The following is a 24,861-nucleotide window of genomic DNA, read 5'->3' as shown; positions in this document are numbered from 1 at the left end:
CGATGAAGAAGCTGGGATTGGCACACAAGATGATGTTGGTGGTCTGTCTGCCGCTGTTGGCCCTGCTGTTTTTCTCCGGCCGGTACGTCTATGAACGTTATCGGGTCGAACAGGAGATGAGCGGGGCCTTGGTCGCGCTGGCGGTGGTGAAGGAGGCGGCGCAGCTGGCCCATGAGCTGCAACGGGAGCGCGGCATGTCGGCCGGCTTCCTCGGCTCTGGCGGCAACAAGTTTCGCGATGCGCTGCCTGCCCAGCGCAAGGTGGTGGACAGCCTGTTGCAGCGTTTTCATCAGGATCCTGCCTTGCTGGCGCTGACGGAGGTGCAGCAGGGAGTGGCCGGACTCACCGCCATGCGTGAGCGGGTCAGCGCCCTGGGGGTCGAGGTGGCGGAACAGGTCGGCTTCTATACCCGCCTTGTGACCGCCTTGCTGGCGGTAGTGGACAAGATAAGCGTCGACAGCATGGATGCCACCATCGCCCTGCAGACCAATGCCTACGCCGCCTTCCTGCAGAGCAAGGAGCGTGCGGGGCTGGAGCGGGCGACGCTCAGCAACGTCTTTGGCCGTGACAGCTTCACGCCAGCGCTGTTGCAGCAGTTCATCTCCCTGCTGGCGGCCCAGAACACCTATCTCGAACGTTTCCAGGCGGTGGCGAGTCCAGCACAGCGTCAGTTGCTGAACGACAGCCTCGCCTCACCCGTGGTGGCCAAGGTGGCCGCCATGGAGAAACTGGCCCTGGACAAGGCGGCCAGCGGCGGTTTTGGTGTCGATGCGGAGGCCTGGTTTGCCTTGAGTACCGACAAGATAGGTCTGCTCAAGGAGATAGAAGACAGCCTCTATCAGCAGCTCTTCGAGCGGGTGGAACAGATGCGGGTCGGGAGTGCCAGTGACTTCTGGTGGGGGGCGGCTGGCGTGTTGCTGTGCATCGTCCTGACCACCTTCGTCTGCTGGCGGGTAGTGCGGGATCTGCATCTGGGCTTCATGGCCCTGCACCAGACCTTCAAGCGCCTGGTGCAGGAGAACGACCTGACCGTGCGGGTCGACTGGCGATCCGGGGATGAGCTGGGGGCCCTGGCGCGGGATCTGAACCATTTCCTCGGGCACCTGGAGAGTTTGCTGCTGGCTGTGCGCCACTCCTGTGACGTGCTGATACGCAGCGCCGCCAGCTCTGCCGAGGTCATTGCCGAGGTGAATGCCGGCGTAGTCAGGGGATGCGGGCAGGTGGATCTGGTGGCGACTGCCGCCACCGAGATGGCATCGACTGTCGCGGAAATTGCCCGCAACGCAACCCAGACCTCCCAGGCGACCCAGCAGGCCATCGGCCGGGCGAAGCAGGGTGACAAGGAGGTGGATCAGACCATCCACACCATCCAGCAGGTGGCGGGCACGCTGGTGGATACCCGGCACCTGGTGGACAGCCTGCATCGGGATACCGAGTCGGTGGGGGAGGCCTTGAGCCTCATCAAGCAGATCTCGGACAGAACCAACCTGCTGGCCCTCAATGCCGCCATCGAGGCGGCCCGTGCCGGTGAATCCGGGCGCGGCTTTGCGGTGGTGGCCGACGAGGTGAGAGCGCTTGCCTCCCGTACCCAGCAGGCGGCGGACGACATAGAGCGGATGCTGGGCCGCTTGCGCCAGGGGGCCAACGAGGCGGTGGCTGCCATGCACACGGGCACCGAACAGGCCGGTCTTAGCGTGACGGAGGCCAAACGGGCGGGGAGCGAGCTGACCGACATCGTCAACGAGGTGCGCAAGGTGAGCGACATGACGGCCCAGGTGGCCACCGCCACCGAGGAGCAGCGTTACGTGACCGACGACATCCAGCAAAACGTGATGACCATCCGTGACGTGTATGAGGCCCATCGCCAGCACTCCCATACCCTGCAACAACACAGTGCCGAACTGGATGCCCTGGCCCGGGATCTGGCTGGACGCATCGCCAGCTTCAAGCTGATGGCCCCTTCTTCCCCCCACTGAGCGTTTTGACCTAAAGCTTGTCCTGCCGCTGCCGATAGATAATTCGAGATAGTGTGGAGGACAAGCCGTTGAATGCTTGGGTGTTGGGGTTGATCAGCATATCAGTGAGTATGCAGTTGCAGGCGGGCGTGACCGAATTTGGCGCCGGTCTGGATCAATCCGTCTGGCGCCTGACCTCTGATACCCAGGTGGAGTGCAGGCTGGAGCATCCTATTCCCCGCTGGGGAACCGGGGCCTTTGTCAGCCGGGCCGGGCGCAAGATCAATCTGGATTTCGAGCTCAAGGGGCAGCGACCCCAGGCGCGTACCCAGACAGTGAGCCTCGGGATCATGCCCCCCAGCTGGCGTCCCGGGGTGGCCGGGCGACAGATCAGCCAGTTGCAGTTCTATCAGCAGTTTGACGGCCTGGTGGCGGGGCAGACCGCCTGGACCATGTTGGACGAGCTGGAAGGAGGGCGTATGCCGACTTTCCAGTATCGCGACTGGTATCGTCAGGACAGGCCGGTGCGGGTATCGCTCTCGTCGGTCAATTTCAGGGTCAAGTACCAGGCGTTCATGGACTGCCTGAGTGGCTTGCTGCCCTACAGCTTCAACGACATCGCCTTCAGCGTGCTCTCCTATGACAAGAACAGCGATCAGTTGTCACCGGCCTCCAAGCGGCGGCTGGCGATGATCGGTGATTATGTGAAGGCAGACAAGAGCATCGATGTGGTGGTGATCGACGCCTACAGCGACAGCTATGGCGGCCGCTGGCCAAACCAGAAGCTCTCCGAGAAGCGGGCGGATGCCATCAAGCAGGTGTTTGTGGATCTCGGCATCGAGGAGGGCAAGATCTCGGTGGAAGGGCACGGTGAGAAACAGCACGTGGCCTCCAACGAAACGGAAGCTGGCCGAGCCAAGAACCGTCGGGTGGTGATCAACATGGGACGCAACGGCACTATCTGATCCAGTTGAGTCATCGAGAGGGGCGGTATTTTCGCTGTAGTCAGGAATAAAAAATGCCAGTCGGCGAACCGACTGGCATTTTTTTCGCGGGTATCCGGGATTACTTGGCCAGGGATTCCGGCAGGTTTTCACGGATCTTGCCGAGCATCTCTTTCAGCACGCGGGGGTTGGCCACCACGATATTGCCGGAGTTTTCGTAGTTGTGACCACCGACGAAGTCGGTGACGATGGCGCCGGCTTCTTTGGCCAGCAGCTCACCGGCGGCGGTGTCCCAGGGCTTGAGGCCGATTTCCCAGAAACCGTCGACGCGGCCAGCGGCCACATAGGCGAGATCCAGCGAGGCGGAGCCAGCACGACGGATGTCTGCACACTCGATGAACATGCTCTGGAACATCTTCAGGTAGGGTTCGATGTGGTGCTTCTGCTTGAACGGGAACCCGGTGGCCAGGATGGTGCCGGAGAGCTCTTTGGCCTTGCCGACACGAATACGGTAGCCGTTCAGCTGGGCGCCGCTGCCACGGGTGGCAGTGAACAGCTCGTCACGGATGGGATCGTAGACAACGGCTTGTTCGGTCTTACCCTTGACGCGCAGAGCGATGGAAACGGCAAAGTGCGGAATGCCTTTGACCAGGTTGGTCGTGCCATCCAGTGGGTCGATGATCCATTGGTAGTCCGGATTGGTACCGGCAATCTCGCCAGACTCTTCAGCAACGATGCTGTGTTCCGGGTAAGATTTTTTGATGGTGTGAATGATGGCCGCTTCGGCGTCACGGTCAACGTTGGTCACGAAGTCATTGCTGCCTTTCTGGATAACCTCGATGTTCTCGGGTTGAGAAAAGGCTTTTACTACTACTTGACCGGCGTTGCGCGCAGCGCGCACGGCGATATTCAGCATCGGATGCATAGGTTCACCACTGGATGTTAAAGAACGGGGGATAAAAGGACGCGACATCTTACCAAGATATTCGGGAATAGCAACTGCTATGCCCTCATTCGGTCAGGGTGGTGACTGACAGATCTGACGGCTCCAATAAAGACCTGTAATCAACTAGTCTTATCGCGACAGCCGGATAACAGGCTGTGGTGAGCATAGGGATATGAGCCATGAATCTGTCATTAGTCAGTCAGAAACCGTCGTCGCCGACGACTCTGGGTGTGTTGGCCGCACTGCGTGCCGCCAGCGAAGAGAGCGATTATGTCACCGAGGTCCGGGTGGCGCAGCCCCAGCAGTGGCAACCGTCGAAGGACGAAGCGGCGATCCTGCTGCTGGAAGAAGAGGGGGCTGCCTGGCCTGTTCCGCTCTGGCCAGCAGGAGGCAGTGCACTGGGATTGCCGGTGCTTCCCCTGTTGGTGCATCGACAGTATGAACATGCTCCACAGGGGCCGGATGTCCGGGATCCGCATTTTTATTTTGTCTCCAACGGCATTCTGCTGGATGAGGCCGAACTGGCGGATCCTGCCTGCAGCCTGGCGCTGCAAAGCAAGTTTGAATCCTATTTCCCGCTGCTTTCCCGTCTTATCTTGCTGCGCCAGCGCCAACCAGGGGTACTGAGCAGCTAATCATCTCCCCCTCGATGCGGGCTGTTCAAGCGGCACAATATTTGTCATAACTGACCGACATTGTGCCGCTTTGCTATGGCCTGCGCAGCGGCTCACTGTGTGTTCGTCGACGGAGGTGACATGAAGGTTTATGAGCTGAGGCGAGCCCCCAATGCCCGTCGGGTCAGAATGTTTCTGGCGGAGAAGGGGATCGAGATGGAATATCAACAGGTCGATCTGGGGGCGGGGGAAAACCTGGCGCCCGCCTTTTTGACCAAGAACCCGGCCGGGCGCATTCCTGTGCTGGAACTCGATGACGGAACCTGTCTGAGTGAAACCCTGGCCATCTGCCGCTATTTTGAAGAGCTTCACCCCGAACCGAACCTGTTTGGCTGCACCGCGCTGGAGCGCGCCACCATAGAGATGTGGAGTCGCTTCATCGAGTTCAACCTCTGGTTGCCGATCGGTATGGCGTTTCGTCATATCACCGGTTTTTACAAAGACCGGGAGCGGGTCTTCCCCGAATGGGGGGAGGAGTGCAAGCAACAGGCTCAGATCTGGTTTGACAAGCTCGATGCCCGTCTTGCCGAAGTGCCCTATATTGCGGGGGAACGCTTCACCATCGCCGACATTCTTGCCCTCTGTACCATTGATTTTGGCAAGGTGGTCGGCCTGCGCATCACCCCCGAACAGCCCCATTTGCAGGACTGGCATGACCGGGTGAGTGCCCGGTCCAGCGCCCAGGCCTGATCCTTTCCCCTGAACGTTCAAGGAGTCCAAGATGATAGAGTTGTACACTGCCGCCACGCCCAACGGGTTCAAGGTGTCGATCGCCCTCGAAGAGCTGGGGCTGCCCTACAAGGTCATTCCCCTTGATTTCTCGACCATGGAGCAGAAGAAGCCCGAGTTCCTGGCCATCAACCCCAATGGCCGCATCCCGGCCATCGTCGATCGGGACAATGGTGACTTCGCGGTGTTCGAGTCCGGCGCCATCCTTATCTATCTGGCGGAAAAAACCGGCAAGTTGCTGCCGCAGGATCCCAAGCGTCGCTCCCAGGCCATCCAGTGGCTGATGTTCCAGATGGGGGGCGTCGGTCCCATGATGGGGCAGGCCAACGTCTTCTATCGCTATTTCCCCGAGAAGATCCCGGCCGCCATCGAGCGTTACCAGAAGGAGGGGCGACGCCTGTTCGAGGTGCTCGACGGTCATCTGGCACACCATGAGTATCTGGCGGACGAGTACAGCATCGCCGACATCGCTACCTGGCCCTGGGTGCGCATCCACGACTGGAGTGGTATCTCCATCGAGGGGTTGGTGCATTTGCAGGCCTGGATGGCACGCATGGAAGCCAGGCCCGCCTGCCAGAAGGGCATCACCATTCCACCGCGTAATGAGAGCCCCGAGGATCAGGTCAAGCGGGCGCAGCAGATGGTGACTCGCTGACGCCATCATGATGGCCCTGACGGGCCATCTTTTTTATTCCCCTTTGACTCCCCGTTGTTTGACGATCTGCATCGCAGTCGCTTTTTGTCTTTCAAATAAGCCATTTATCAAAAATCAAAAGTCATTCTTCCTGATTAATTGTTATGTTATAACGCCATCTCTTTGGTTGATGAACATGAAGCTTGGATGGAAAGGATGACAAAAAAATGCACCGCAGCCGGGTGGTTCGCCCTGGCTCTGATGGCAGGAACGACTGCAGCCGACGGCAAACCGCTTGCCATGGTGGGGCCTTGGGAGATCCACAGTGTCGACCCCGCCAGCAACGGGGTCTTCTTTACTCGCATGCAGGTGGTGGAGACCCTGGTAGATGTCGATAGGAAAGGCAATCTGCAACCCGGGCTTGCCAGTGAGTGGTCGCGTAGCGATGACGGTCTGCAGTGGCGATTCACATTGCGCCCCGGGGCCCGTTTTCACGATGGCAGCGAGGTGAGCGCCGAGCATGCCGCTTTTGCCCTGCAACAGGCCTGGCGCAAGCCCGGCGTGATGACCAGCGCTCCCATTGCGTCCATCGGATCTGGAGATGGCGTCTTGAAGGTCACCCTGAGCGAACCCTTCGCCTCCCTGCCCGCCGTGCTGGCCCACCCCAGCACTCAGATCCTGGCGAAGGCCGCCTACGATGCCAAGGGGGAGGTAACCCAGGTGATAGGCTCTGGCCCCTACCGCATCACCCGCCTGCAACAACCCCAGCGGATAGAGACTGTGCGTTTCGACGGCTGGCAGGGGGCCAGGCCCGCAATCGAGGAGGTCAGCTACCTGACGGTGGGGCGTGCAGAGAGCCGCACCCTGATGGCCGAGAGCGGTCAGGCCGACATCGCCTGGGGGCTGGATCCGGTCAGCATCCGCCGCTTGCAGCAGGCGTCACGGGTCTCCATCGCCTCGGTTACCCTGCCACGGACCATCCAGCTCAAGCTCAATGGCGCCGATCCTCGTCTGAGCGATCCGGTGGTGCGCCGTGCCCTGAGTCTAGCCATCGATCGTCGTGGTATGGCAGCCGCCCTGCTGCGGGATCCCGAGATGGCGGCAACCCAGCTCTTTCCTCCCACTCTGGGGGAGTGGCACCAGCTCGGGTTGACGCCGCTTGCCTATGACGTCAAGGCGGCCCGGGCGGCCTTCGCGGCGGCAGGCTGGCAGCCGGGGGAGGACGGTGTGCTGCGCAAGGGGGAAGAGCGCTTCGCCCTGACCCTACGTACCTTCCCTGACCGTCCGGAGCTGCCGCTCCTCGCCACGGCACTGCAGGCGCAGTGGAAGGCGGTGGGGGTGGCTCTCAAGGTGGCGGTGGGCAACTCGAGCGAGATCCCGGCGGGCCATCAGGACGGCTCCCTCCAGCTTGGTCTCTACGCCCGCAATTATGCCCTGGTACCGGATCCCCTGGTCACTTTGCTGGGGGACTTGGCCCCTGCCGGTGCGGACTGGGGGGTGATGAACTGGCACTCCCCGGCCATGACGCAAACACTGACCCGCCTTGCCACGCAAGCCTTGTCGCCCACAGACGCCGCCGCGGCTCGCCGGGAGATAGCCACAACACTGCAACAGGAGTTGCCGCTCCTGCCCATCGCCTGGTACCGCCAGAGCGCGGCGGTCAGTCGGGGGCTGGAGGGGTTTGAACTCGATCCCCAGGAGCGCAGCTATGGCCTGGACAAGTTGACATGGAGCGCACGATGACAGCGACACCCTTGTCTCGCGTCATGGGGATACTGGGTCAGCGTCTGGTGCAGGCGCTGGTGGTTGCCCTGCTGGTGGCCGGACTCTGTTTTCTGATGGTGCAGTCCCTGCCCGGAGACATCGCCTTTCGCATCGCGGCGGGTCGTTATGGCTATGACTATGTCACCGCCGAGGCGGCCAACGCGGTGCGCAGCGAGCTGGGGCTGGCCGGCTCGGCCCTTGCCCGTTTTGGCGACTGGCTGTGGGCCTTGCTGCAAGGGGATCTCGGCAGCTCTCTGGTGACGGGCGCACCGGTCGCCGCCGACGTGGGTCATCACCTGGGCGCCACCCTGACGCTCGCGAGCGCCTCCGTGGTGCTGGCGCTGGTGGTGGCGCTGCCGCTTGGCAGCCTGAGTGCGCTGCGCCCGGGGGGATGGTGTGATCGCCTGACCCTGGGCTGGAGCGTGCTGATGCGTGCGTTGCCCCCCTTCTTGCTCGGCCTGGTGCTCATGGTGATGCTCTCGGTGGAGCTGGGCTGGGTCAGTGCGGCAGGGCACGGGGAGGGGAGCAACCTGCTGCTGCCCGCCCTGACCCTGGGATTGGGGCTCTCCGGCGTGCTCTCCCGGGTGGTGCGTGAAAGCGTGCTCACCGTGGTGCAGTCCGGTTATTACCGATTTGCCCTCACCAAGGGGCTTTCGCCGGCCCGGGTTTTCTGGCGTCACGGTCTGCGCAACACCGGGGTCAGCATCATCGCCTACACCAGCGTGCAGCTGGTGCTGCTCATCGAGGGGGTCGTGGTGGTCGAGAGCCTGTTTGCCTGGCCCGGGATCGGCCATGCGCTGGTGCACGCCATCTTCTGGCGCGACATCCCCATGGTTCAGGGGACAGTGCTGGTGCTGGCGGTGCTCTTCGTGCTGCTCAATACCCTCACCGACCTGCTTTGTCTTGCCATTGACCCCCGTGGTCCCAAGGAGTCCTGATCATGTCGTTGTCTGTCAAAACGGGGCTGGGCCTGCTCCTGCTGGTGGTGTTGTTTGCCCTGCTGGGTCCCGTGCTCTGGCCCGATCCGGCGGCTCAGGATCTGGCACAGTTTCTGGCTGATCCCTCCTGGCAGGAGCCCCTCGGGCGGGATCAGATGGGGCGCAGCCTGATGGCGCGCCTCGCGGCGGCGACCCGGCTCTCCCTGCTGCTGGGACTGCTGTGCGTCATCACGGCGGCGCTGTTGGGGTCATTGCTGGGCTGGCTCTCGGCCTGGCGCGGCGGCTGGGTCGACGGTCTGCTGCGCAGCCTGGCCGACGGCGTGCTGGCCCTGCCAGGCCTGTTGCTGGTGCTGCTCTTCTCCGCCATGGCCCAGGGTGGCTTTGCCATCCTCTATCTCGGCTTGGCCATGGCCCAGTGGGTGGAGTATTACCGGGTGGTGCGTGCCCGCAGCCGGGGGCTGCTCGCCTCGCCCCAGGTGGAGGCGTCCCGTCTGCTGGGATTCGGCCATGCCCATGTGGTGCGGCGCCATCTCTGGCCCGAGCTCGCCCCCCAGTTGCTCACCATGATGGCCTTCGGCCTAGCGGGTGCCATTCTAACCCTCTCTACCCTGGGCTTTGTCGGAGTGGGCATTCAGCCGCCAACGCCGGAGCTGGGGCTGATGATGACGGAGGCGCTGCCCCACTATCAGGAGGCTCCCCGTCTGCTACTGGCCCCCATTCTTGTCATGGGGCTGATGTTGCTGGCCCTGGTGCTGCTTCATCAGACGCGCGGCCTTGACATGCCATCTTCACAAGGAGCCACCTCATGACGGCCATTCATATCAAGGGGTTGCAGGTCGATGATGGCCAGAAAACCCTGTTGCAGGCGCTGGATTTCACCATTCATCCCGGCACCGCCCTGACCCTGATCGGGGAGAGCGGTTCGGGCAAATCCCTGTTGGCTCATGCCCTGATGGGCACGTTGCCAGCCCCCCTGACAGGCCGGGGCGAGATGGTGTCGGGTGGCCGCCATCACAACCTGGCCGACACGCCTCGCCTGCGCACTCTCTGGGGGCGGGAGCTGGCGATGCTGCCCCAGGAGCCGGTGCTGGCGCTGGATCCCACCATGGGGTTGCTTGCCCAGGTGGAGGAAGGGTGGCTGCCAGGCGGCAAGGAGGCCCGATCGCGGGCCCGTGCCGCCCTCGAGCGGCTTGGACTGGCCGGGCGGGAGGGCGCCTTTGTACACCAGCTCTCGGGAGGCATGGCTCAGCGCGCGGCCTTTGCCGCCGCCACCCTGGGGGAGGCCCGTCTGCTGGTGGCTGACGAGCCCACCAAGGGGCTCGACAGCCGGGCCGCAGCCAGGCTGGGTGCCTTGTTGCTGGGCTACCTGGCCCGTGGACGCCATCTGCTGACCATCACTCATGATCTCTCCCTGGCTCGCGCATTGGGGGGCTGGGTGCTGGTGGTCAAGGGAGGAGAGATCGTGGAGCAGGGGCCCGCCGAGCGTGTGCTGCACACGCCATCCCATGCCTATACCCGGGCCCTGCTGGCGGCGGAGCCCTCCGCCTGGCCCGAGGCGGCCGTCCCTCCTACCGGTGACTGGCTCATCCGCGGAAAGGGGCTTGCCATGGGATATGGGGCTCAACCCCTGTTCACGGGGCTGGACCTTGCCCTGGCGCAAGGGGAGCGAATGGCCATCATGGCGCCGAGCGGCGCGGGCAAGAGCACCCTCGGCAACGTGCTGCTGGGTCTGCAACGCCCCCTGCAAGGGGAGGTGCTGCGACGGGAAGGGGTAGCTCCCTGCCGCTGGCAGAAGCTCTATCAGGATCCGGTGCAGGCCTTTGCCAGCCGGGTACGCCTCGCCACCCAGTTCGATGATGTGCTGCGTCTGCACAGGCTGCCTCGCCATCGGCTTGTCGACTATCTGGCCCGGTTGGGGCTGGATGAACGGCTGTTGACGCGCCTGCCAAACCAGGTCTCGGGAGGGGAGCTGCAGCGGCTGTCGCTTATCCGGGCCCTGTTGCTGCGCCCCGTGCTGCTGTTCGCCGATGAGCCCACGTCCCGGCTCGATCCCCTGAGCCAGCAACAGACCATCGCCTGTCTGCTGGAGGAACTGGGAGAGATAGGCTGCGCCCTGCTGCTGGTGACCCATGACGAAGGGCTGGTCGGCAAGGTTGCTCCTCGTTGTCTGAGACTGGGGGAGGCGGGTACCCCCATGTTCGAAGGCGCGTCGGCCGAGGTGAGAAGAGTGGGGTAAAGAGGGGACAGGATGAATCCTTCCCCCATGATGAGACGACCGTGACGGGGCCTTGGGCCCCGTCGCATTAGAAAAACTTGGGTAAGCAGATTATAAAGTTTCGTTCGTTTTTTGTGATATGAATCACTAAGATTGTCGTAAGCCATAGAGCGTCCTGCTGCTGGCGGGTGCGGGTCCTCCGCCTTGTTCCTCTTCAACGACCTTTGTCAGACACCTCCTGCAGATCCCTGCCCGGAGGGTGGCGGCTTTTTGATCTTTTTCGGACGAGATATGTATCGGCACAGCTTCTATCCCCTGTTTTTCCTGACCATTCTGATGGTCGCCGTGGGTCAGATGACCCAGACCCTCTATGTGCCCTCCATTCCCATGATGGCGGGGGACTTCCATGTGGCCTCCGGCCAGCTGCAGGCGGTGATGGCCTGCTACCTCATTCCCTACGGCCTCTCCCAGTTCGTTTATGGCCCCTTGTCGGATCGCATCGGTCGTCGCCCTGTGCTCATCATCGGCATGATGATCTTCCTGGTCGGCACCCTCACCATCCAGCTGATCCCGAGCTTCACTGCCCTGCTGGCGGGCAGCCTGATCCAGGGGCTGGGCACCGGGGCAGGGGGTGCCATGAGCCGGACCGTGATGCGCGACCGTTACAGTGGCGCCGAGCTCAACCGTGCCAACAGCCTGGTAAGCATGGGGGTCATCTTCTCCCCTCTGCTGGCACCTGTGCTGGGCGGCTGGCTCACCGAGCTGTTCAACTGGCGTGCCGGCTACTGGTTCCTGTTCGGTTTTGGTGCCCTGACCACCCTGGCGCTGCTGGCCTGGTTTGGGGAGACGCTGCCAGCATCCGCCCGCCAGCATTCGCTGCGGGTGGGCGCCGCCTATCGTCATGTGCTCGGCAACCCGCGCTTTCAGGGCAACCTGCTCTGTCTGATGGCCACCTTTGCCGGCCTCGCGGTGTTCGAAGCGGCGGCCGGGGTGTTGCTGGGGGACGTGCTCAAGCTGAGTGCCCGCACCGTCAGCGTGCTGTTCGTGCTGCCGCTGCCCGGTTATCTGTTCGGCGCCTGGCTCTCCGCCAGACTGAGTTTTCGCCTGAGCCAGGGCAAGCTGATGCGCCTTGGCATCGCCTTCCTGGCCCTGGGGTCGCTCATCATCCTGGTACCCGGGCTGCTCGGCATGGTGAGCGCTGCCTCCCTGGTGGGCGGGGCTGCGGTCTACTTCATTGGCAGCGGCATTCTCTATCCGACCGCCACCTCCTGTGCCATCGAGCCCTTCCCGGGCCAGGCGGGTACCGCGGGAGCCGTGCTCGGGGGCATGCAGAATCTGGGGGCTGGCGTGGTAACCCTGCTGGCCGCCAGCTTCCCGATGACGGGGCAGGTGACCCTGGGGGCCATCATGACGGTGATGGTGCTGATCGTGGCCTTGAGCTTTGTGTGGCTGCGCCACCACGGCGCGCCCCACGAGCAGATGGCCGTCTGACACGGCCAAGAGCCCGCCCCGTTGGCGGGCTTTTTACTGCCTCCTGCCGGGTGGCGAGACGCCGCAGGGGAGTGGAAGGGAGTTGCCGTGCAGGCAAAGAAAAAGCCCGTCGTGATGACGGGCTTTTTTGGGTAGGTACCCCGGAGATGCCGTTGCCGGTTTGGGCCCTTGAACCGTCGGTTCAAGGCGGAGATCTAATCTGGCCGCAGGCTTCTCGGTCGGGCCGAGCATGCTCAATAGCCAGAAGGCAGACCCCCTGTTTGGTATGAATATCGGCTCGGGGACTTGAACCGGCTGACAAACACTCCAGGGAATTTCAAAACTCGGTGCGATTAGGGCTGTTGCGCCTCTTCGCTGGATTCACCGTATTGTCCGTGCTCGATCAAGGCGGCTTCGATGGTGCGTTGCAGCATCTTGATCCGCTTGTCCATGGTCTCAGAGTATTGGTGGTTTTTCTCTTTTTCAAGGCAGAGCTCGTGACAGAAATTGAGCGCTGCCATGACGGCCAGCTGTTCGTTGCTGGAGACCTTGGAACGTTGACGAAGCTCGATGAGCTTGTCTGTCAGCTGGTCGGCGGCCTGGCGCAGGGCATCTTGTTGTCCCAGGGGACAGGACACCTTGTAGGGACGTCCCAGAATGACGATTTCTACGGCCTCTATGCTCATGCCTTCCTCAATACGGCGGGGCTGATTTCCGCCTTTATCCACGTGGACAACTGGGCGGGACTATATAGCGCAGATGCAGAAGTTTCAAGGCCTTGCTGGCTCTGGCAGGGGGAGAATGCTAGGATCTCGGCCATAAATTCTGCATATTTGCCTGAACTTTGAGCGGATCTTAGATGAGCAAAACAAACCCCCTGAAATACGCCGCCGTGGCGGACCTGATGGCACAGCACGACCTCATGGCGACGGCCGTCGAGGCCCATGGCGTGATCTGCGGCCTGGTGTGCGGTGGCGTGGCCTTGGACGACAAAAGCTGGCAGCCCCATTTCAATGATCTGATCAACGACGGTTTCGGTCTGCCGGCACCGGTGCGCCAGGTGATGACCGACCTCTATCACGAGGTGATCGAGAGTCTGATGGCACAAAAGGGCGTCGAGCTGCTGCTGCCAAGCGACGAGGCGCCGCTCGATGAGCGCATCGACTCGCTGGTGGACTGGTCCCAGGCCTTCCTGGCCGGCTTTGGCGTGGTCCAACAGGAGCTCTCCAAGGCATCCGAAGAGCTGCAGGAGATGATTCAGGACATCGCCAGTATCACCCAGGTCTCTGCCGAGTTCGATCAGGAAGATGAAGAGAACGAAGCCTCCTTCCTGGTGCTCTACGAACACGTGCGCCTCGGAGTCATGATGGCGTTCGAGGAGTTTGGCAAGCGCCCGGCCGCGCCGAGCACGCCGCCGACCCTGCACTGATCTGCCCGCCCAGCGGGTCAATGAAAGAGCGCATCACGGCGCTCTTTCTGTTTTACAAGGGGTGAGAGCAGGGGAGGTACTCTGCTAACCCATGGTGCCAAAGCGGTTTTTTGCCCGTGGCTTCGCATCCCGTCCGCCACCTTTGTGGTAGGATTGGCCCACGTTTTTTCGCCTATGCCCTCTTCTCATGTCTCAATCTGATCTGGTTCACGTCGACGTGGCTATCGTCGGCGGTGGTATGAGCGGTGCCGTGCTGGCACTCTCCCTTGCCGCCCTGAAAGGACAGGATGGTGCCCCCCTGCAGATCCTGCTGCTGGAGGCGAGTGCGCCCGAGCTCAATGCTCATCCCGGTTTCGATGCCCGTGCCATCGCGCTTTCCGCCGGTACCTGCGAGGCGCTGGCCCGTCACGGCCTCTGGCCGCACCTGGCGCCCCACTGCTCCCCCATCACCCATATCCATGTGTCGGATCGGGGCCACTGCGGCCAGACCCGGCTGTCGGCGGCAGAGTATGGCCTGCCCGCCCTCGGTCAGGTGATCGAGCTGTCGGCTGCGGGCATCGTGCTGCAAGAGGCGATCGCCGCCTGCCCGCAGATCCGTATGTTGTGCCCGGCCAGGCTTGAGGCCATCGACCCCGACGAGGGGGGAGTGACGCTCGCCCTGGAGGGCGGCGCGCGCTACCGCACCCGGCTGCTGGTGGCGGCCGACGGGGGCCACTCCTTCGTGCGCCAGCATTTCAAGATGCCGGTCAGTCGCCACGATTATGGTCAGAGCGCCATCATCGCCACCGTCAAGACCGCCGAGGATCCCGCCGGACGGGCCTTCGAGCGCTTTACCGACGGAGGGCCGCTGGCCCTGCTGCCCATGCAGGACGGCCTCTCCTCCCTGGTGTGGAGCGTCCCGCGGGACGAGGCACAGGGGCTGCTTGCACTGGATGACGCCGCCTTTCTCGCCCGTCTGCAGCAGGCCTTTGGCTGGCGCCTCGGGCGCATCGAGCGTACCGGCGTGCGCCACCTCTATCCGCTGGTGCTGACGGTGGCCGACTACCCGCTGGCCCAGCGCACCGTGCTGGTGGGCAACGCCGCCCACCTGCTGCACCCCATCGCCGGTCAGGGGTTCAACCTCGGCATGCGGGATCTGGACGTGCTGACCCGGACCCTGACCCGTGCGCTCGCGGCGGGGGAAGACATCGGCGGCTTTGAGGTGCTAAGCGGCTACTGGCAGCAGCGGCGGGACGATCAGGCCCAGACCGTCTGGCTCACGTCCTCCCTGGCCCAGCTCTTCTCAAACCATCACGCTCCCCTTGTGGTGGGCCGCAATCTGGCGCTCTCCCTGATGGGCAGAGTGCCCTGGCTCAAGGCACCGCTCGCCTCCCGCACCCTGGGATTCGTGGGCGAGGTGTGCGGCCAATAAGCGCTGTCGCCCCGGCGGCAAAGACGATTTCGAGCAAGAGGCACGCCTGTGGGCGTCGCCTCGCAGATCCTGGCGACTCGCCCGGAAAGGACACAAGAGAATGCAGATGCAAGATGTGGATGTGGTGATCGTGGGGGGGGGCATGGTGGGCCTGGGGCTCGCTGCCGCCCTCAAGAACCGGGCGATCAAGGTGGCCATCGTGGAAGGCCGGCTGCCCGATGCAACGCTCGGTGAGACGCCGGACAACAGGGTCAGTGCCCTGAGCCTCGCGAGTCAGCACATCCTGCAAGGAGTCGGCGCCTGGGACGGCATAGTGGCGCGCCGCCTGCAGCCCTACGAGAAGATGCAGGTGTGGGAGCAGGACAGTTTCGGCCACATCGATTTCGATGCCGCCAGCCTGCGTCAGGGGGCCCTTGGCCACATCGTCGAGAACCGGGTGATCCAGCTTGCGCTGCTGGACGCCATCGCGGGGGCCAACAATATCCAGATGCTGACCCCGGCCCGGGCCACCAGCCTGCAGTGCGGGCCAGCGGGCGCCCTGCTGCTGCTGGAAGATGGCCAGGCCCTCTCGGCAAAGCTGGTGGTGGCCGCCGACGGCGCCCACTCCTGGGTGCGCCGTCAGGCAGACATTCCCCTCACCAGCTGGGATTACGGTCATCACGCCCTGGTGGCGACGGTGCGTTGTGCCGAACCCCATGAGGCGGTGGCCCGCCAGATCTTCACCCCCCAGGGGCCGCTCGCCTTCCTGCCCCTGTGGCAACCGGATCTCTGCTCCATCGTCTGGTCGGTGCCCGCCAAACGGGCCGAGGCGCTCTGTCAGTGCGATGAAGAGCAGTTCAACCGCCAGCTCACTACCGCGTTCGACGGCCGGCTGGGTCTGTGCAAGATGGAAGGGGCTCGCAGCGCCATTCCGCTGACCGCCCGCTACGCCCGCGACTTTGCCCGCGAGCGCCTGGTGCTGGTGGGGGATGCGGCCCACACCATCCACCCGCTGGCGGGGCAGGGGGTGAATCTGGGCTTGCTGGATGCCGCCGCCCTGGCGGAGCAGATCCTCATTCATCACGGCAAGGGCGCGGACATCGGCCTGCTCGCCAACCTGCGGGGCTATGAGCGCTGGCGCAAGAGCGAGGCGGCGCGCATGCTGGCGGCCATGGAGGGGCTCAAGCGACTGTTTGCGGGCAGCAACCCCCTCAAGAAGCTGGTGCGCGGGGTGGGGCTTCGCGCCGTCGACGGTCTTGGTCCCCTCAAGCAGGGCATGATCCGGGCCGCCATGGGGCTGGATGGGGAGCTGCCCGCCCTGGCCAAAGGTGAAAAAATCTAATATTACCCCGGGGTTTTAACAAAAAAACTAATCTGACAGGGCGAGATGCCCCTTCGGGGTGTCAGCCTTTAATGTTGGCGAGAAGCGAAACGTTTTTCTGTAAATTGTGACGGGACGGTAAAAATCAATATTAAATCCCGCGGTGGCGCGGTTTTGGCTGTTTTTATCACTGTTTTTGCCTTAGTGTCTGGTGTCAGTGAGTTGGGTGAGGATTAGTTTTTTTTGAGCGGTGCCCCGGCACGCTTGTCATATAATCCGCTCCGTTCAAGGAATCACTCCTGCCCGCCCGGGCGGGAACGAGCACAGAGCTTGTGGTCCGTAGTTCCCGACGAGCCGGGGCGGATTGCGAGTGTTGTCGCGAACGCTTAAGGAAACACAGCGATGATCCAGACTACTGTATTGCATCCGAAACACCTGGAAGCGGGTGCCAAGATGGTGGACTTCCACGGTTGGGAGATGCCCATCAACTACGGTTCCCAGTTGGAAGAGCACCATGTGGTGCGCACCGATGCAGGCATGTTCGATGTCTCCCACATGACCATCGTCGATTTGACCGGCGAGCGGGTCAAAGCCTTCCTGCAACACCTGCTGGCCAACGACGTGGCCAAACTCACCGTCCCCGGCAAGGCCCTCTACAGCGGCATGCTCAATCCGGAAGGCGGCGTCATCGATGACCTCATCACCTACTTCCTGACCGATACCTTCTACCGCCTGGTGGTGAACTCCGCCACCCGCGAGAAGGATCTGGCCTGGATCCGCCATCACGCCATCGACTTTGCCGTGAGCGTGACCGAGCGCCCCGAGCTTGCCATGATCGCGGTGCAGGGCCCCCACGCCAAGGCCAAGGCGGCCAAGGTGTTCACCCCCGAGCAGAATGCGGCGGTCGAAGGCATGAAGCCCTTCTTCGGTGTGCAGGCCGGGGATCTCTTCATCGCCACCACCGGCTACACCGGCGAAGATGGCTACGAGATCGTGGTCCCCCAAGAGAAGGCGTGCGATCTGTGGCAGGCCCTGCTGGACAACGGCGTGGCCCCTTGTGGCCTGGGTGCCCGTGATACCCTGCGCCTGGAAGCGGGCATGAACCTCTACGGTCAGGACATGGACGAGTCAATCTCTCCGCTTGCCGCCAACATGGCCTGGACCCTGGCCTGGGAGCCTGCCTCCCGCCAATTCATCGGCCGCGCCGCCCTGGAAGCCCAGAAGGCCGCCGGCAACCAGCCCAAGCTGGTGGGTCTGGTAATGGAAGAAAAGGGCGTGCTGCGTGCCGGCATGCCGGTCACCTTCACCAGCGAGAGCGGCGAGACACGGGAGGGGGTGATCACCTCCGGCTCCTTCTCGCCCACCCTGGGTTACAGCATTGCCCTGGCGCGGGTGCCCCGTGATATCGGCGAACAGGCCCAGGTGGAGATCCGCAAGAAGCAGGTCACCGTGAAAGTCACCAAGCCGGCCTTCGTGCGCAACGGCCAGCCGCTGGTGTAATCATTGATTGCGGCGAGGGTTGACCTTCGCCGCCCCATTTTTGTTGAAGCGATCCAAGAGCATAAAGGAAGCACAAATGAGCCATATCCCGAGCGAACTGAAATATGCCACCTCCCACGAGTGGGTCCGTGTTGAAGCCAACGGCGAAGCCGTGGTCGGCATCACCGAGCACGCCCAGGATCTGCTGGGGGACATGGTGTTCGTCGATCTGCCGGAAGTGGGCAAGCAGGTGAGCGCCGGTGAAGATTGCGCCGTGGCGGAGTCCGTCAAGGCCGCCTCCGACATCTACAGCCCGGTGAGCGGCGAGATCCTGGCCGTCAACGAAGAGCTGGAAGGCAGCCCCGAGCTGGTCAACTCCGACCCCTACGGCGCCGGCTGGCTGTTCCGCATCAAGCTGGACGACGCGGGCGAGCTCGCCAACCTGCTGGATGCCGAAGGCTACCAGAACGTGGTGGACGAAGAGTAATGCCCCCGGGCCCTGCCAACACAGCAGGGCCCTCTTGTATGACTGCCATCCTGCGGTCATGGCGGTTGCAGGATGGGCGCAGGCTTTGCGCCTTCGGGATGCCCTTGCCGCATTCCCCGTCTGCCCGCGGCGGACACAGAACATGAGTGGAGCCGGTATCGACCGGCTACAGGAACATCAGGTCTTGGTTATCAGGATGTCATGCCAGGACCTATTACCAGGAAATAGGGAAATGACCCAGTCACTGTTTGAACTCGAGCAAAAAACCGATTTCATCCGCCGTCATATCGGCCCGGGTGAGGAAGAACTGCGGGCCCTGCTCGCCACCGTGGGGGCCGAGAGCCTGGACGATCTGATTGAGCAGACGGTCCCCGCCGCCATCCGTCGTCCGGGGCCGCTTGGTATCGGCGCCCCCATGACCGAAGTGGAGGCCCTGGCCAAGCTCAAGGGCTATGCGGCCAAGAACCAGATCGCCAAGAGCTACATCGGCATGGGCTACCACGACACCCACGTGCCCCACGTCATCCTGCGCAACGTGCTGGAAAACCCGGGCTGGTACACCGCCTACACCCCCTATCAGCCCGAGCTGGCCCAGGGCCGTCTCGAAGCCCTGCTCAACTTCCAGCAGCTGACCCTGGACTTGACTGGCATGGATCTGGCGAGCGCCTCCCTGCTCGATGAAGCCACCGCCGCCGCCGAAGCCATGGCGCTGGCCAAGCGCATGGCCAAATCCAAATCCAACCTCTTCTTCGTGGCCGACGACGTTCACCCCCAGGTGATCGACGTGGTCAAGGAGCGCGCGGTCCACTTCGGTTTCGATGTGGTGGTCGGCCCTGCGGGCGAGGCCGTGAGCGAAGAGGTATTCGGTGCCATGTTCCAGTACCCGGGCACCACCGGCAATGTGGCCGATCTGCGTTCCCTCATTGCCGCCGTCCAGGCCCAGAAGGGGCTGGCCTGCGTCGGGACCGACATGCTCTCCCTGCTGCTGCTCAAATCCCCGGGTGAACTGGGTGCCGACGTGGTGTTCGGCAGTGCCCAGCGCTTCGGCGTGCCCATGGGGTACGGTGGCCCCCACGCCGCCTTCTTCGCCACCCGCGACGCCTACAAGCGCTCCATGCCGGGTCGCATCATCGGCGTCTCCAAGGATGCCCGTGGCAAGAGCGCCCTGCGCATGGCCATGCAGACCCGCGAGCAGCACATCCGCCGCGAGAAGGCCAACTCCAACATCTGTACCGCCCAGGTGCTGCTGGCCAACATGGCGAGCTTCTACGCCGTCTACCACGGCCCGGTGGGGCTCAAGACCATCGCCTCCCGCGTGCACCGTCTGACCACCATCCTGGCGCTCGGCCTCACCGCCAAGGGCGTGGCCCTCAAGCACGGAAGCTGGTTCGATACCCTCACAGTACTGACGTCGGACAAGGCTGCACTCATTGCCAAGGCCGAAGGGCTCGGCATCAACCTGCGTGCGGATCTCGATGGTGCGGTCGGTGTGTCTCTCTCTGAAACCACCACCCGAGGCGATGTGGCCGAGCTGTTCGACCTGTTCCTTGGGGCGGGTCACGGCCTCGATGTGGAGGCCCTCGACCAGGCCGCCCAGACTCATCACGCCATTCCGCAAGACCTGCTGCGCACCGACGCCGTGCTGACCCACGAGGTATTCAACAAGTACCACTCCGAGACCGAGATGCTGCGCTACATCCACCGTCTCGAAGCGAAAGATCTGGCCCTGAACTACGCCATGATCTCCTTGGGCTCCTGCACCATGAAGCTCAACGCCACCGCCGAGATGATCCCGGTGACCTGGCCTGAATTCGGCAAGCTGCACCCCTTCGCGCCGCTCAAGCAGACCCAGGGTTACCAGCTGCTGCTGGCAGATCTGGAAGACTGGCTGGTGAAGGTGACCGGCTACGATGCGGTTTGCATGCAGCCCAACTCCGGCGCTCAGGGCGAATACGCGGGCCTCTTGGCCATCAAGAAGTACCACGAGTCTCGCGGAGAGGGGCATCGCGATGTCTGCCTCATCCCGGCCTCTGCCCACGGCACCAACCCGGCTTCCGCCCAGATGGCGGGCCTCAAGGTCATCGTCACCGCCTGTGACAAGGCAGGCAACGTGGATCTGGACGACCTGCGGGCCAAGGCCGCCGAGGTCGGAGACCAGCTCTCCTGCCTGATGGTGACCTACCCCTCCACCCACGGGGTGTACGAGGAGACCATCAAGGAGGTGTGCGACATCGTTCACCAGTATGGTGGTCAGGTGTACCTCGACGGCGCCAACATGAACGCGCAGGTCGGGCTGACGGCGCCAGGCTTTATCGGCGCGGACGTCTCTCACCTCAACCTGCACAAGACCTTCGCCATTCCTCATGGCGGTGGTGGTCCGGGCATGGGCCCCATCGGCGTGAAGAAACACCTGGCACCGTTTGTGGCCGGTCACGCCGTGGTCAAGACCGAACTGGCGAGCCGTGACAACGGCGCCGTGTCTGCCGCTCCGTTCGGTTCGGCCAGCATTTTGCCCATCAGCTGGATGTACATCGCCATGCTGGGGGACGAGGGGCTCAAGAAATCCACCCAGGTCGCCATCCTCAACGCCAACTACCTGGCCAAGAAGCTCGGCGAGTCCTTCCCCGTGCTCTATACAGGTCGCAACGGCCGGGTGGCCCACGAGTGCATCCTGGACATCCGCCCGCTCAAAGAAGCCAGTGGCATCAGCGAGATGGACGTGGCCAAGCGCCTGATGGACTACGGCTTCCACGCGCCGACCATGAGCTTCCCGGTAGCGGGCACCCTGATGGTCGAGCCGACCGAATCCGAATCCAAGCGCGAGCTGGATCGCTTCGTGGAAGCCATGACCGCCATCCGCGCCGAGATCGCACGGGTGCAGGACGGTCACTGGAGCCTCGCCGACAACCCCCTGGTCCATGCGCCCCACACCCAGGACGACGTGATGGATGCAGAGTGGAACCGTGGCTACAGCCGCGCCGAGGCGGTCTTCCCGTCCGACGCCGTGCGCGCCAGCAAGCTGTGGCCGTCGGTCAACCGCATCGACGACGTCTATGGCGATCGCAACCTGTTCTGCTCCTGCGTGCCCACCGAGGATTACGCCAAGTAATGGCGGCGCCGTGAAGGGCTGACAGCCAATATGCACAAGGCCACCCCCAGGGGTGGCCTTGTTGTGTGTGGCGCCCGTGCGAACGGGCTACTCGCCCCGGCGCGCCGCCTCGATGGTGGCAATGTCAATCTTGTCCATCTGCATCATGGCCTCGAAGGCGCGCCTCGCAGCCTCGGGGTCGGGATCGGTGATCGCCTCGGTGAGGACCTGAGGGGTGATCTGCCAGGAGATGCCCCACTTGTCCTGACACCAGCCGCACTCGCTCGCCTGACCGCCATGGTCGATGATGGCGTGCCAGTAGCGATCCGTCTCGGCCTGGTCCTGGGTAGCCACCTGAAACGAGAACGCCCAGTTGTGGCTGACCCCGGGCCCGCCGTTGAGGCCGAGGCAGGGGATCCCCATCACCCTGAACTCGACCGTCAGCACATCCCCTTTCTTGCCGGCGGGATAGTCGGCCGGGGCCCGGTGTACGGCACCGACGGCGGAGTCGGGGAAGAGGCTGGCGTAAAACCGTGCGGCCTCCTCGGCATTCCCGTCATACCAGAGGCAAATCCTGTTCTTGACTGGTCTCATTGTGTCGCAGCTCCATCCTGGTGTTTGTCCTTCGACGCCCGTGAGCGGGCGCCCCGATGGGTATCCTGCCGCCCGCAGCGCCTGCTGCTTCGCTGGGTGACAAGCCAGCCTGTACGCCGTTTGCCACCCGCTTGGGGCTTGCATGATGGGGTCAAGTGTAGTGGCATGGGGATCCTGGTCACCAGGCCGGGAGCTGGCATGAAGGCCGCAGCAAGAGAGGAGTCTGCCATGGACAGTACCCAGCGATTCTCGACCCGGGTCGAGGCCTATGTGAAATATCGACCCGGTTATCCCGCCGCCATGCTGGATTTTCTGGCAAGGGAGCTGGCCATGGGGCCAGAGGCCCAGGTGGCGGACATCGGCGCGGGCACCGGCATCCTGACCGCCCTGCTGGCCCCCCGGGTCGCGCGGGTCTGGGCGGTGGAGCCCAATGACGATATGCGGGCTGCCGCCAAACGGCTGCTCGCTCAGGTGGGGAACATCGGCTGGCTGCACGGCAGTGCGGAAGCCACGGGCCTGCCCACGGGGGCGATGGATCTGGTGACGGTCGCCCAGGCGTTTCACTGGTTCGATCGCGCGGCTTTTCGGCAGGAGTGCCAGCGGCTGCTCAAGCCCGGTGGCCAGGTCGCCCTCATCTGGAATGACAGGCTGACGAACACCCCGTTTCTCAAGGCCTATGAAGAGGGGCTGCACGCCTACTCGGGGGATTACGAGGAGGTCAATCATCGCAACCTCGGTGAGGCGGATTTTCGCGCCTTCTTCACCGGGGAGTACCGGCTCGATCGCTTCGAGAACAGCCAGCTGTTCGATCTTGACGGGGTGCTTGGACGGCTCAACTCCTCCTCCTATGCGCCTGTGGCGGGCACGCCGGCCCACGATCAGATGACGGCGCTCGTTCGCCGCGAGTTTGCTCGCCATGCCGTTGACGGCAAGATAGCCTTCAACTATTGCACCCTGGTCTACAGTGGCCGGGTGTAGCCCCGTTCAGCGCTGACATCCGCAGTGAAAAGGCCCCCGCCAGTGATGGCGAGGGCCTTGTTTCATTTTGGCGGTCTGTATCCGGGCGATGCGAAAGAGACCGTCGCGCGGCGAAGGGGCGGTATCAGCCCTGATCGATGCCGAGAATGGCCATGGCCTTGGCCAGTGTATCGACCGATTCCTGATGCTTGCCCGCGTTGTGCAGGGTCTCTCCGTCCGCTCTCAACTGCTTCACCTCGGCCAGTTGCTCGGCACTGAGGGCGGGGCCTGCGGCCAGGGCGTCGTCTATCTTCTTCATGTCCATGGGGCAGTGGAAGGCGAGGGCGCTGCCGCAAAAGAGCAGGGCGGCCAACAACAGCATGAGTCTCATCTTTCGGATCTCCATGTGGGGTTCCCGTCAAGCATAGCCCCGCAGGGGGAGGGCATTCGGGTTGAAGGGGGCGGGAGGCAGGGGCTACCATGACCCTTTTGTTGCGAGGAGGCTCCATGGCACTGACAAGGTTGCTGTCCCCCCTGACCAGTCTGGTGATCTTCATTCTGGGTCACGGTCTGTTCAATACCCTGCTGACGGTGCGTCTCTCCGCCGAGCAGGTGTCCGCCCAGGCCATCGGTCTGGTGTCGGCTGCCTATTTCGGCGGCCTGGTGCTGGGGACCTTCATCAATGCCCGCCTCATCATCCGGGTGGGTCATATCCGGGCCTATGCGGCTTATGCCTCCCTGCTCTGTTTTCTGTTTCTGCTGCACGGCATGGTGGTGGAGCCTGTCACCTGGGCGGCGCTGCGGCTGATCGGGGGGTTTGCCACCGGCGGCCTGTTCGTGGTGCTGGAGTCCTGGATGCTGGTCTCAAGCACCCCTGCGAACCGGGGGCGGTTGATGTCCCTCTACATGATCCTGCTGTACGGCTCACTTGCCCTGGGCCAGCAGCTGCTCAAGCAGGTGGACCCCATGGTGCTGACGCCGTTCGCCCTGTGCGCCATGGCGGCGACTCTCTCCGTGGTGCCTCTGGCTCTCTCCCGAGTGGCGACGCCGGCCATGGTGGCACCCCAGCCGGTGGGAGTGCTGGAGCTGGTGCGCCTCACTCCGGCGGGAATGGGCAGCAGCTTTACCTCGGGCCTCATCCTCGGGGCCATCTATGGGCTGTTGCCGCTCTATTTCACCGACAGCGGCGCCTCCCTCTCCCAGGTGGCGGACATGATGGCGCTGGTGATCCTGGGGGGGATGTGTCTGCAATATCCCATCGGACGTGCATCTGATCGTTACGACAGACGGTTGGTGATCCTGCTGCTCTGCGCCCTGCTGACCCTGATCGCGTTGTTGATGGTGCTGCTGCCGGAGCCCTGGCGCGAGCCAGTCGAGGGGACTCTTGTCTTCCTGCTGGGGGGCATGGCGTTCTCCATCTATCCCTTGAGCCTCAGCCATGCCTGCGATGAACTGCGCCCGGATCAGGTGCTGGGGGCAAACCAGGGGCTGCTGCTTGCCTACAGCCTGGGGGCCATGACGGGTCCGCTGCTGGCCCCCTTTACCATGGCAACGTTCGGACCACAGGGGCTGTTCGTCTACTTTGCCCTGTGCGGTCTGCTGCTGTCGGCCTATCTCGGCTGGCGCAGGCGTAAGCGAGCCCCCATTCCGCTGACGGAGCATCAGGTTTTCATACCTGTGCCCCCCAACACCCCCATGACGGCGGAGCTGGAGCCAAGAACGGATCTGGAAGGGGAGGCAGTGCCGGCGAGCTATGCCGTGCCTGATGCAGAAGAGAGAGCGGTGAGTGAAGAGGGGCAGGAGAGGGACGCGCCGCAGGGGCACTGAAGGCTGGCGACCCAACGACA

Annotated in this window: 22 protein-coding genes and 1 other RNA gene; 18 read left to right on the top strand and 5 right to left on the bottom strand. The window is 63.4% G+C overall.

What is annotated here, in order from left to right:
* Nucleotides 1–2: 2 nt before the first annotated feature.
* Both PG896_RS06770 and PG896_RS06765 read left to right on the top strand, forming a co-directional pair.
* Entirely contained in the window at nucleotides 3–1,976 is a 1,974-nt protein-coding gene (locus PG896_RS06770) for a methyl-accepting chemotaxis protein (RefSeq protein WP_201972144.1), read from the top strand.
* Between the two features lie 68 nt (nucleotides 1,977–2,044).
* Nucleotides 2,045–2,920, top strand: coding sequence for a flagellar protein MotY (locus tag PG896_RS06765; RefSeq protein WP_039038755.1), 876 nt, complete (start codon nucleotides 2,045–2,047; stop codon nucleotides 2,918–2,920).
* 100 nt (nucleotides 2,921–3,020) lie between these two features.
* Here the strand turns inward: PG896_RS06765 and suhB are convergent, their stop codons facing one another.
* Complete coding sequence (suhB, locus tag PG896_RS06760) at nucleotides 3,021–3,824, bottom strand: inositol-1-monophosphatase (protein ID WP_010675095.1); 804 nt, start codon at nucleotides 3,822–3,824, stop codon at nucleotides 3,021–3,023.
* 200 nt (nucleotides 3,825–4,024) lie between these two features.
* Here suhB and PG896_RS06755 point away from each other — a divergent pair, with 200 nt between their 5' ends.
* From PG896_RS06755 to emrD, 8 genes are all read left to right on the top strand, one after another.
* Nucleotides 4,025–4,480 carry a hypothetical protein gene (locus PG896_RS06755; protein ID WP_029314712.1) on the top strand — a complete coding sequence of 152 codons (456 nt, stop codon included), beginning with the start codon at nucleotides 4,025–4,027 and terminating at the stop codon, nucleotides 4,478–4,480.
* Between the two features lie 120 nt (nucleotides 4,481–4,600).
* The gene (locus PG896_RS06750) at nucleotides 4,601–5,209 is read left to right on the top strand and encodes a glutathione S-transferase family protein (RefSeq protein WP_010675093.1); all 609 of its coding nucleotides are present in this window, start codon (nucleotides 4,601–4,603) and stop codon (nucleotides 5,207–5,209) included.
* A gap of 31 nt (nucleotides 5,210–5,240) precedes the next feature.
* Entirely contained in the window at nucleotides 5,241–5,903 is a 663-nt protein-coding gene (locus PG896_RS06745; RefSeq protein ID WP_010675092.1) for a glutathione S-transferase family protein, read from the top strand.
* Nucleotides 5,904–6,098: 195 nt separating this feature from the next.
* Complete coding sequence (locus tag PG896_RS06740; RefSeq protein WP_270835544.1) at nucleotides 6,099–7,625, top strand: ABC transporter substrate-binding protein; 1,527 nt, start codon at nucleotides 6,099–6,101, stop codon at nucleotides 7,623–7,625.
* Nucleotides 7,622–8,584 carry an ABC transporter permease gene (locus tag PG896_RS06735; RefSeq protein ID WP_029314710.1) on the top strand — a complete coding sequence of 321 codons (963 nt, stop codon included), beginning with the start codon at nucleotides 7,622–7,624 and terminating at the stop codon, nucleotides 8,582–8,584. The genes PG896_RS06740 and PG896_RS06735 overlap by 4 nt, the downstream gene beginning before the upstream one ends.
* A 2-nt stretch (nucleotides 8,585–8,586) precedes the next feature.
* Nucleotides 8,587–9,393 (top strand): ABC transporter permease, encoded by an 807-nt coding sequence (locus tag PG896_RS06730; RefSeq protein WP_010675089.1) that lies wholly within the window; start codon nucleotides 8,587–8,589, stop codon nucleotides 9,391–9,393.
* Nucleotides 9,390–10,820 (top strand): ABC transporter ATP-binding protein, encoded by a 1,431-nt coding sequence (locus PG896_RS06725; protein ID WP_043154919.1) that lies wholly within the window; start codon nucleotides 9,390–9,392, stop codon nucleotides 10,818–10,820. The genes PG896_RS06730 and PG896_RS06725 overlap by 4 nt, the downstream gene beginning before the upstream one ends.
* Nucleotides 10,821–11,090: 270 nt before the next feature.
* On the top strand, nucleotides 11,091–12,290 hold the full coding sequence (emrD, locus tag PG896_RS06720) for a multidrug efflux MFS transporter EmrD (RefSeq protein WP_039038746.1): 1,200 nt from the start codon (nucleotides 11,091–11,093) through the stop codon (nucleotides 12,288–12,290).
* Between the two features lie 133 nt (nucleotides 12,291–12,423).
* Here the strand turns inward: emrD and ssrS are convergent.
* A non-coding RNA gene (gene ssrS / locus PG896_RS06715) (6S RNA) lies at nucleotides 12,424–12,606 on the bottom strand.
* Between the two features lie 16 nt (nucleotides 12,607–12,622).
* On the bottom strand, nucleotides 12,623–12,955 hold the full coding sequence (gene zapA, locus PG896_RS06710; protein ID WP_010675086.1) for a cell division protein ZapA: 333 nt from the start codon (nucleotides 12,953–12,955) through the stop codon (nucleotides 12,623–12,625).
* A 173-nt stretch (nucleotides 12,956–13,128) separates the two neighbouring features.
* Here zapA and PG896_RS06705 point away from each other — a divergent pair, with 173 nt between their 5' ends.
* The 6 genes from PG896_RS06705 (at nucleotide 13,129) to gcvP (ending at nucleotide 21,484) form a co-directional block, all read left to right on the top strand.
* Nucleotides 13,129–13,698, top strand: a complete 570-nt coding sequence (locus PG896_RS06705; RefSeq protein WP_042864005.1) for a UPF0149 family protein — start codon at nucleotides 13,129–13,131, stop codon at nucleotides 13,696–13,698.
* Nucleotides 13,699–13,885: 187 nt separating this feature from the next.
* The gene (gene ubiH, locus PG896_RS06700) at nucleotides 13,886–15,109 is read left to right on the top strand and encodes a 2-octaprenyl-6-methoxyphenyl hydroxylase (RefSeq protein ID WP_270835543.1); all 1,224 of its coding nucleotides are present in this window, start codon (nucleotides 13,886–13,888) and stop codon (nucleotides 15,107–15,109) included.
* A gap of 100 nt (nucleotides 15,110–15,209) precedes the next feature.
* On the top strand, nucleotides 15,210–16,430 hold the full coding sequence (locus PG896_RS06695; RefSeq protein WP_223919280.1) for an FAD-dependent 2-octaprenylphenol hydroxylase: 1,221 nt from the start codon (nucleotides 15,210–15,212) through the stop codon (nucleotides 16,428–16,430).
* Between the two features lie 381 nt (nucleotides 16,431–16,811).
* The gene (gcvT, locus tag PG896_RS06690) at nucleotides 16,812–17,909 is read left to right on the top strand and encodes a glycine cleavage system aminomethyltransferase GcvT (protein WP_010675082.1); all 1,098 of its coding nucleotides are present in this window, start codon (nucleotides 16,812–16,814) and stop codon (nucleotides 17,907–17,909) included.
* Nucleotides 17,910–17,985: 76 nt separating this feature from the next.
* On the top strand, nucleotides 17,986–18,375 hold the full coding sequence (gene gcvH, locus PG896_RS06685; protein WP_010675081.1) for a glycine cleavage system protein GcvH: 390 nt from the start codon (nucleotides 17,986–17,988) through the stop codon (nucleotides 18,373–18,375).
* A 232-nt stretch (nucleotides 18,376–18,607) separates the two neighbouring features.
* Nucleotides 18,608–21,484 carry an aminomethyl-transferring glycine dehydrogenase gene (gene gcvP, locus PG896_RS06680; protein WP_128314112.1) on the top strand — a complete coding sequence of 959 codons (2,877 nt, stop codon included), beginning with the start codon at nucleotides 18,608–18,610 and terminating at the stop codon, nucleotides 21,482–21,484.
* Nucleotides 21,485–21,571: 87 nt separating this feature from the next.
* Here the strand turns inward: gcvP and PG896_RS06675 are convergent, their stop codons facing one another.
* On the bottom strand, nucleotides 21,572–22,057 hold the full coding sequence (locus PG896_RS06675) for a VOC family protein (RefSeq protein ID WP_270835542.1): 486 nt from the start codon (nucleotides 22,055–22,057) through the stop codon (nucleotides 21,572–21,574).
* A gap of 228 nt (nucleotides 22,058–22,285) precedes the next feature.
* On the opposite strand from PG896_RS06675, the gene PG896_RS06670 reads away from it, so the two are divergent.
* Entirely contained in the window at nucleotides 22,286–23,035 is a 750-nt protein-coding gene (locus tag PG896_RS06670) for a class I SAM-dependent methyltransferase (RefSeq protein ID WP_010675078.1), read from the top strand.
* A 124-nt stretch (nucleotides 23,036–23,159) separates the two neighbouring features.
* On the opposite strand, the gene PG896_RS06665 is transcribed toward PG896_RS06670, so the two are convergent.
* Nucleotides 23,160–23,405, bottom strand: a complete 246-nt coding sequence (locus tag PG896_RS06665; protein WP_041215012.1) for a hypothetical protein — start codon at nucleotides 23,403–23,405, stop codon at nucleotides 23,160–23,162.
* A gap of 116 nt (nucleotides 23,406–23,521) precedes the next feature.
* Between PG896_RS06665 and PG896_RS06660 the strand changes: the two genes are divergently transcribed.
* Nucleotides 23,522–24,841, top strand: a complete 1,320-nt coding sequence (locus tag PG896_RS06660) for an MFS transporter (RefSeq protein ID WP_128313916.1) — start codon at nucleotides 23,522–23,524, stop codon at nucleotides 24,839–24,841.
* Nucleotides 24,842–24,861 lie beyond the last annotated feature (20 nt).

This window comes from Aeromonas sp. QDB30, from assembly GCF_027707645.1.
In the GTDB taxonomy this organism is placed as follows: Bacteria; Pseudomonadota; Gammaproteobacteria; order Enterobacterales; family Aeromonadaceae; genus Aeromonas; species Aeromonas caviae.
Note: the sequence above shows the minus strand (reverse complement) of the source record. Positions and strands in the feature narration are given on the sequence as shown.

Bases quoted from the DNA above. Each gene is read 5' to 3' on its own strand.
- PG896_RS06770 (WP_201972144.1), top strand. From the start codon at position 3: ATGAAGAAGCTGGGATTGGCACACAAGATGATGTTGGTGGTCTGTCTG.
- suhB (WP_010675095.1), bottom strand. From the start codon at position 3,824: ATGCATCCGATGCTGAATATCGCCGTGCGCGCTGCGCGCAACGCCGGT.
- PG896_RS06755 (WP_029314712.1), top strand. From the start codon at position 4,025: ATGAATCTGTCATTAGTCAGTCAGAAACCGTCGTCGCCGACGACTCTG.
- PG896_RS06750 (WP_010675093.1), top strand. From the start codon at position 4,601: ATGAAGGTTTATGAGCTGAGGCGAGCCCCCAATGCCCGTCGGGTCAGA.
- PG896_RS06745 (WP_010675092.1), top strand. From the start codon at position 5,241: ATGATAGAGTTGTACACTGCCGCCACGCCCAACGGGTTCAAGGTGTCG.
- PG896_RS06740 (WP_270835544.1), top strand. From the start codon at position 6,099: ATGACAAAAAAATGCACCGCAGCCGGGTGGTTCGCCCTGGCTCTGATG.
- PG896_RS06735 (WP_029314710.1), top strand. From the start codon at position 7,622: ATGACAGCGACACCCTTGTCTCGCGTCATGGGGATACTGGGTCAGCGT.
- PG896_RS06730 (WP_010675089.1), top strand. From the start codon at position 8,587: ATGTCGTTGTCTGTCAAAACGGGGCTGGGCCTGCTCCTGCTGGTGGTG.
- PG896_RS06725 (WP_043154919.1), top strand. From the start codon at position 9,390: ATGACGGCCATTCATATCAAGGGGTTGCAGGTCGATGATGGCCAGAAA.
- emrD (WP_039038746.1), top strand. From the start codon at position 11,091: ATGTATCGGCACAGCTTCTATCCCCTGTTTTTCCTGACCATTCTGATG.
- zapA (WP_010675086.1), bottom strand. From the start codon at position 12,955: ATGAGCATAGAGGCCGTAGAAATCGTCATTCTGGGACGTCCCTACAAG.
- PG896_RS06705 (WP_042864005.1), top strand. From the start codon at position 13,129: ATGAGCAAAACAAACCCCCTGAAATACGCCGCCGTGGCGGACCTGATG.
- ubiH (WP_270835543.1), top strand. From the start codon at position 13,886: ATGTCTCAATCTGATCTGGTTCACGTCGACGTGGCTATCGTCGGCGGT.
- PG896_RS06695 (WP_223919280.1), top strand. From the start codon at position 15,210: ATGCAGATGCAAGATGTGGATGTGGTGATCGTGGGGGGGGGCATGGTG.
- gcvT (WP_010675082.1), top strand. From the start codon at position 16,812: ATGATCCAGACTACTGTATTGCATCCGAAACACCTGGAAGCGGGTGCC.
- gcvH (WP_010675081.1), top strand. From the start codon at position 17,986: ATGAGCCATATCCCGAGCGAACTGAAATATGCCACCTCCCACGAGTGG.
- gcvP (WP_128314112.1), top strand. From the start codon at position 18,608: ATGACCCAGTCACTGTTTGAACTCGAGCAAAAAACCGATTTCATCCGC.
- PG896_RS06675 (WP_270835542.1), bottom strand. From the start codon at position 22,057: ATGAGACCAGTCAAGAACAGGATTTGCCTCTGGTATGACGGGAATGCC.
- PG896_RS06670 (WP_010675078.1), top strand. From the start codon at position 22,286: ATGGACAGTACCCAGCGATTCTCGACCCGGGTCGAGGCCTATGTGAAA.
- PG896_RS06665 (WP_041215012.1), bottom strand. From the start codon at position 23,405: ATGAGACTCATGCTGTTGTTGGCCGCCCTGCTCTTTTGCGGCAGCGCC.
- PG896_RS06660 (WP_128313916.1), top strand. From the start codon at position 23,522: ATGGCACTGACAAGGTTGCTGTCCCCCCTGACCAGTCTGGTGATCTTC.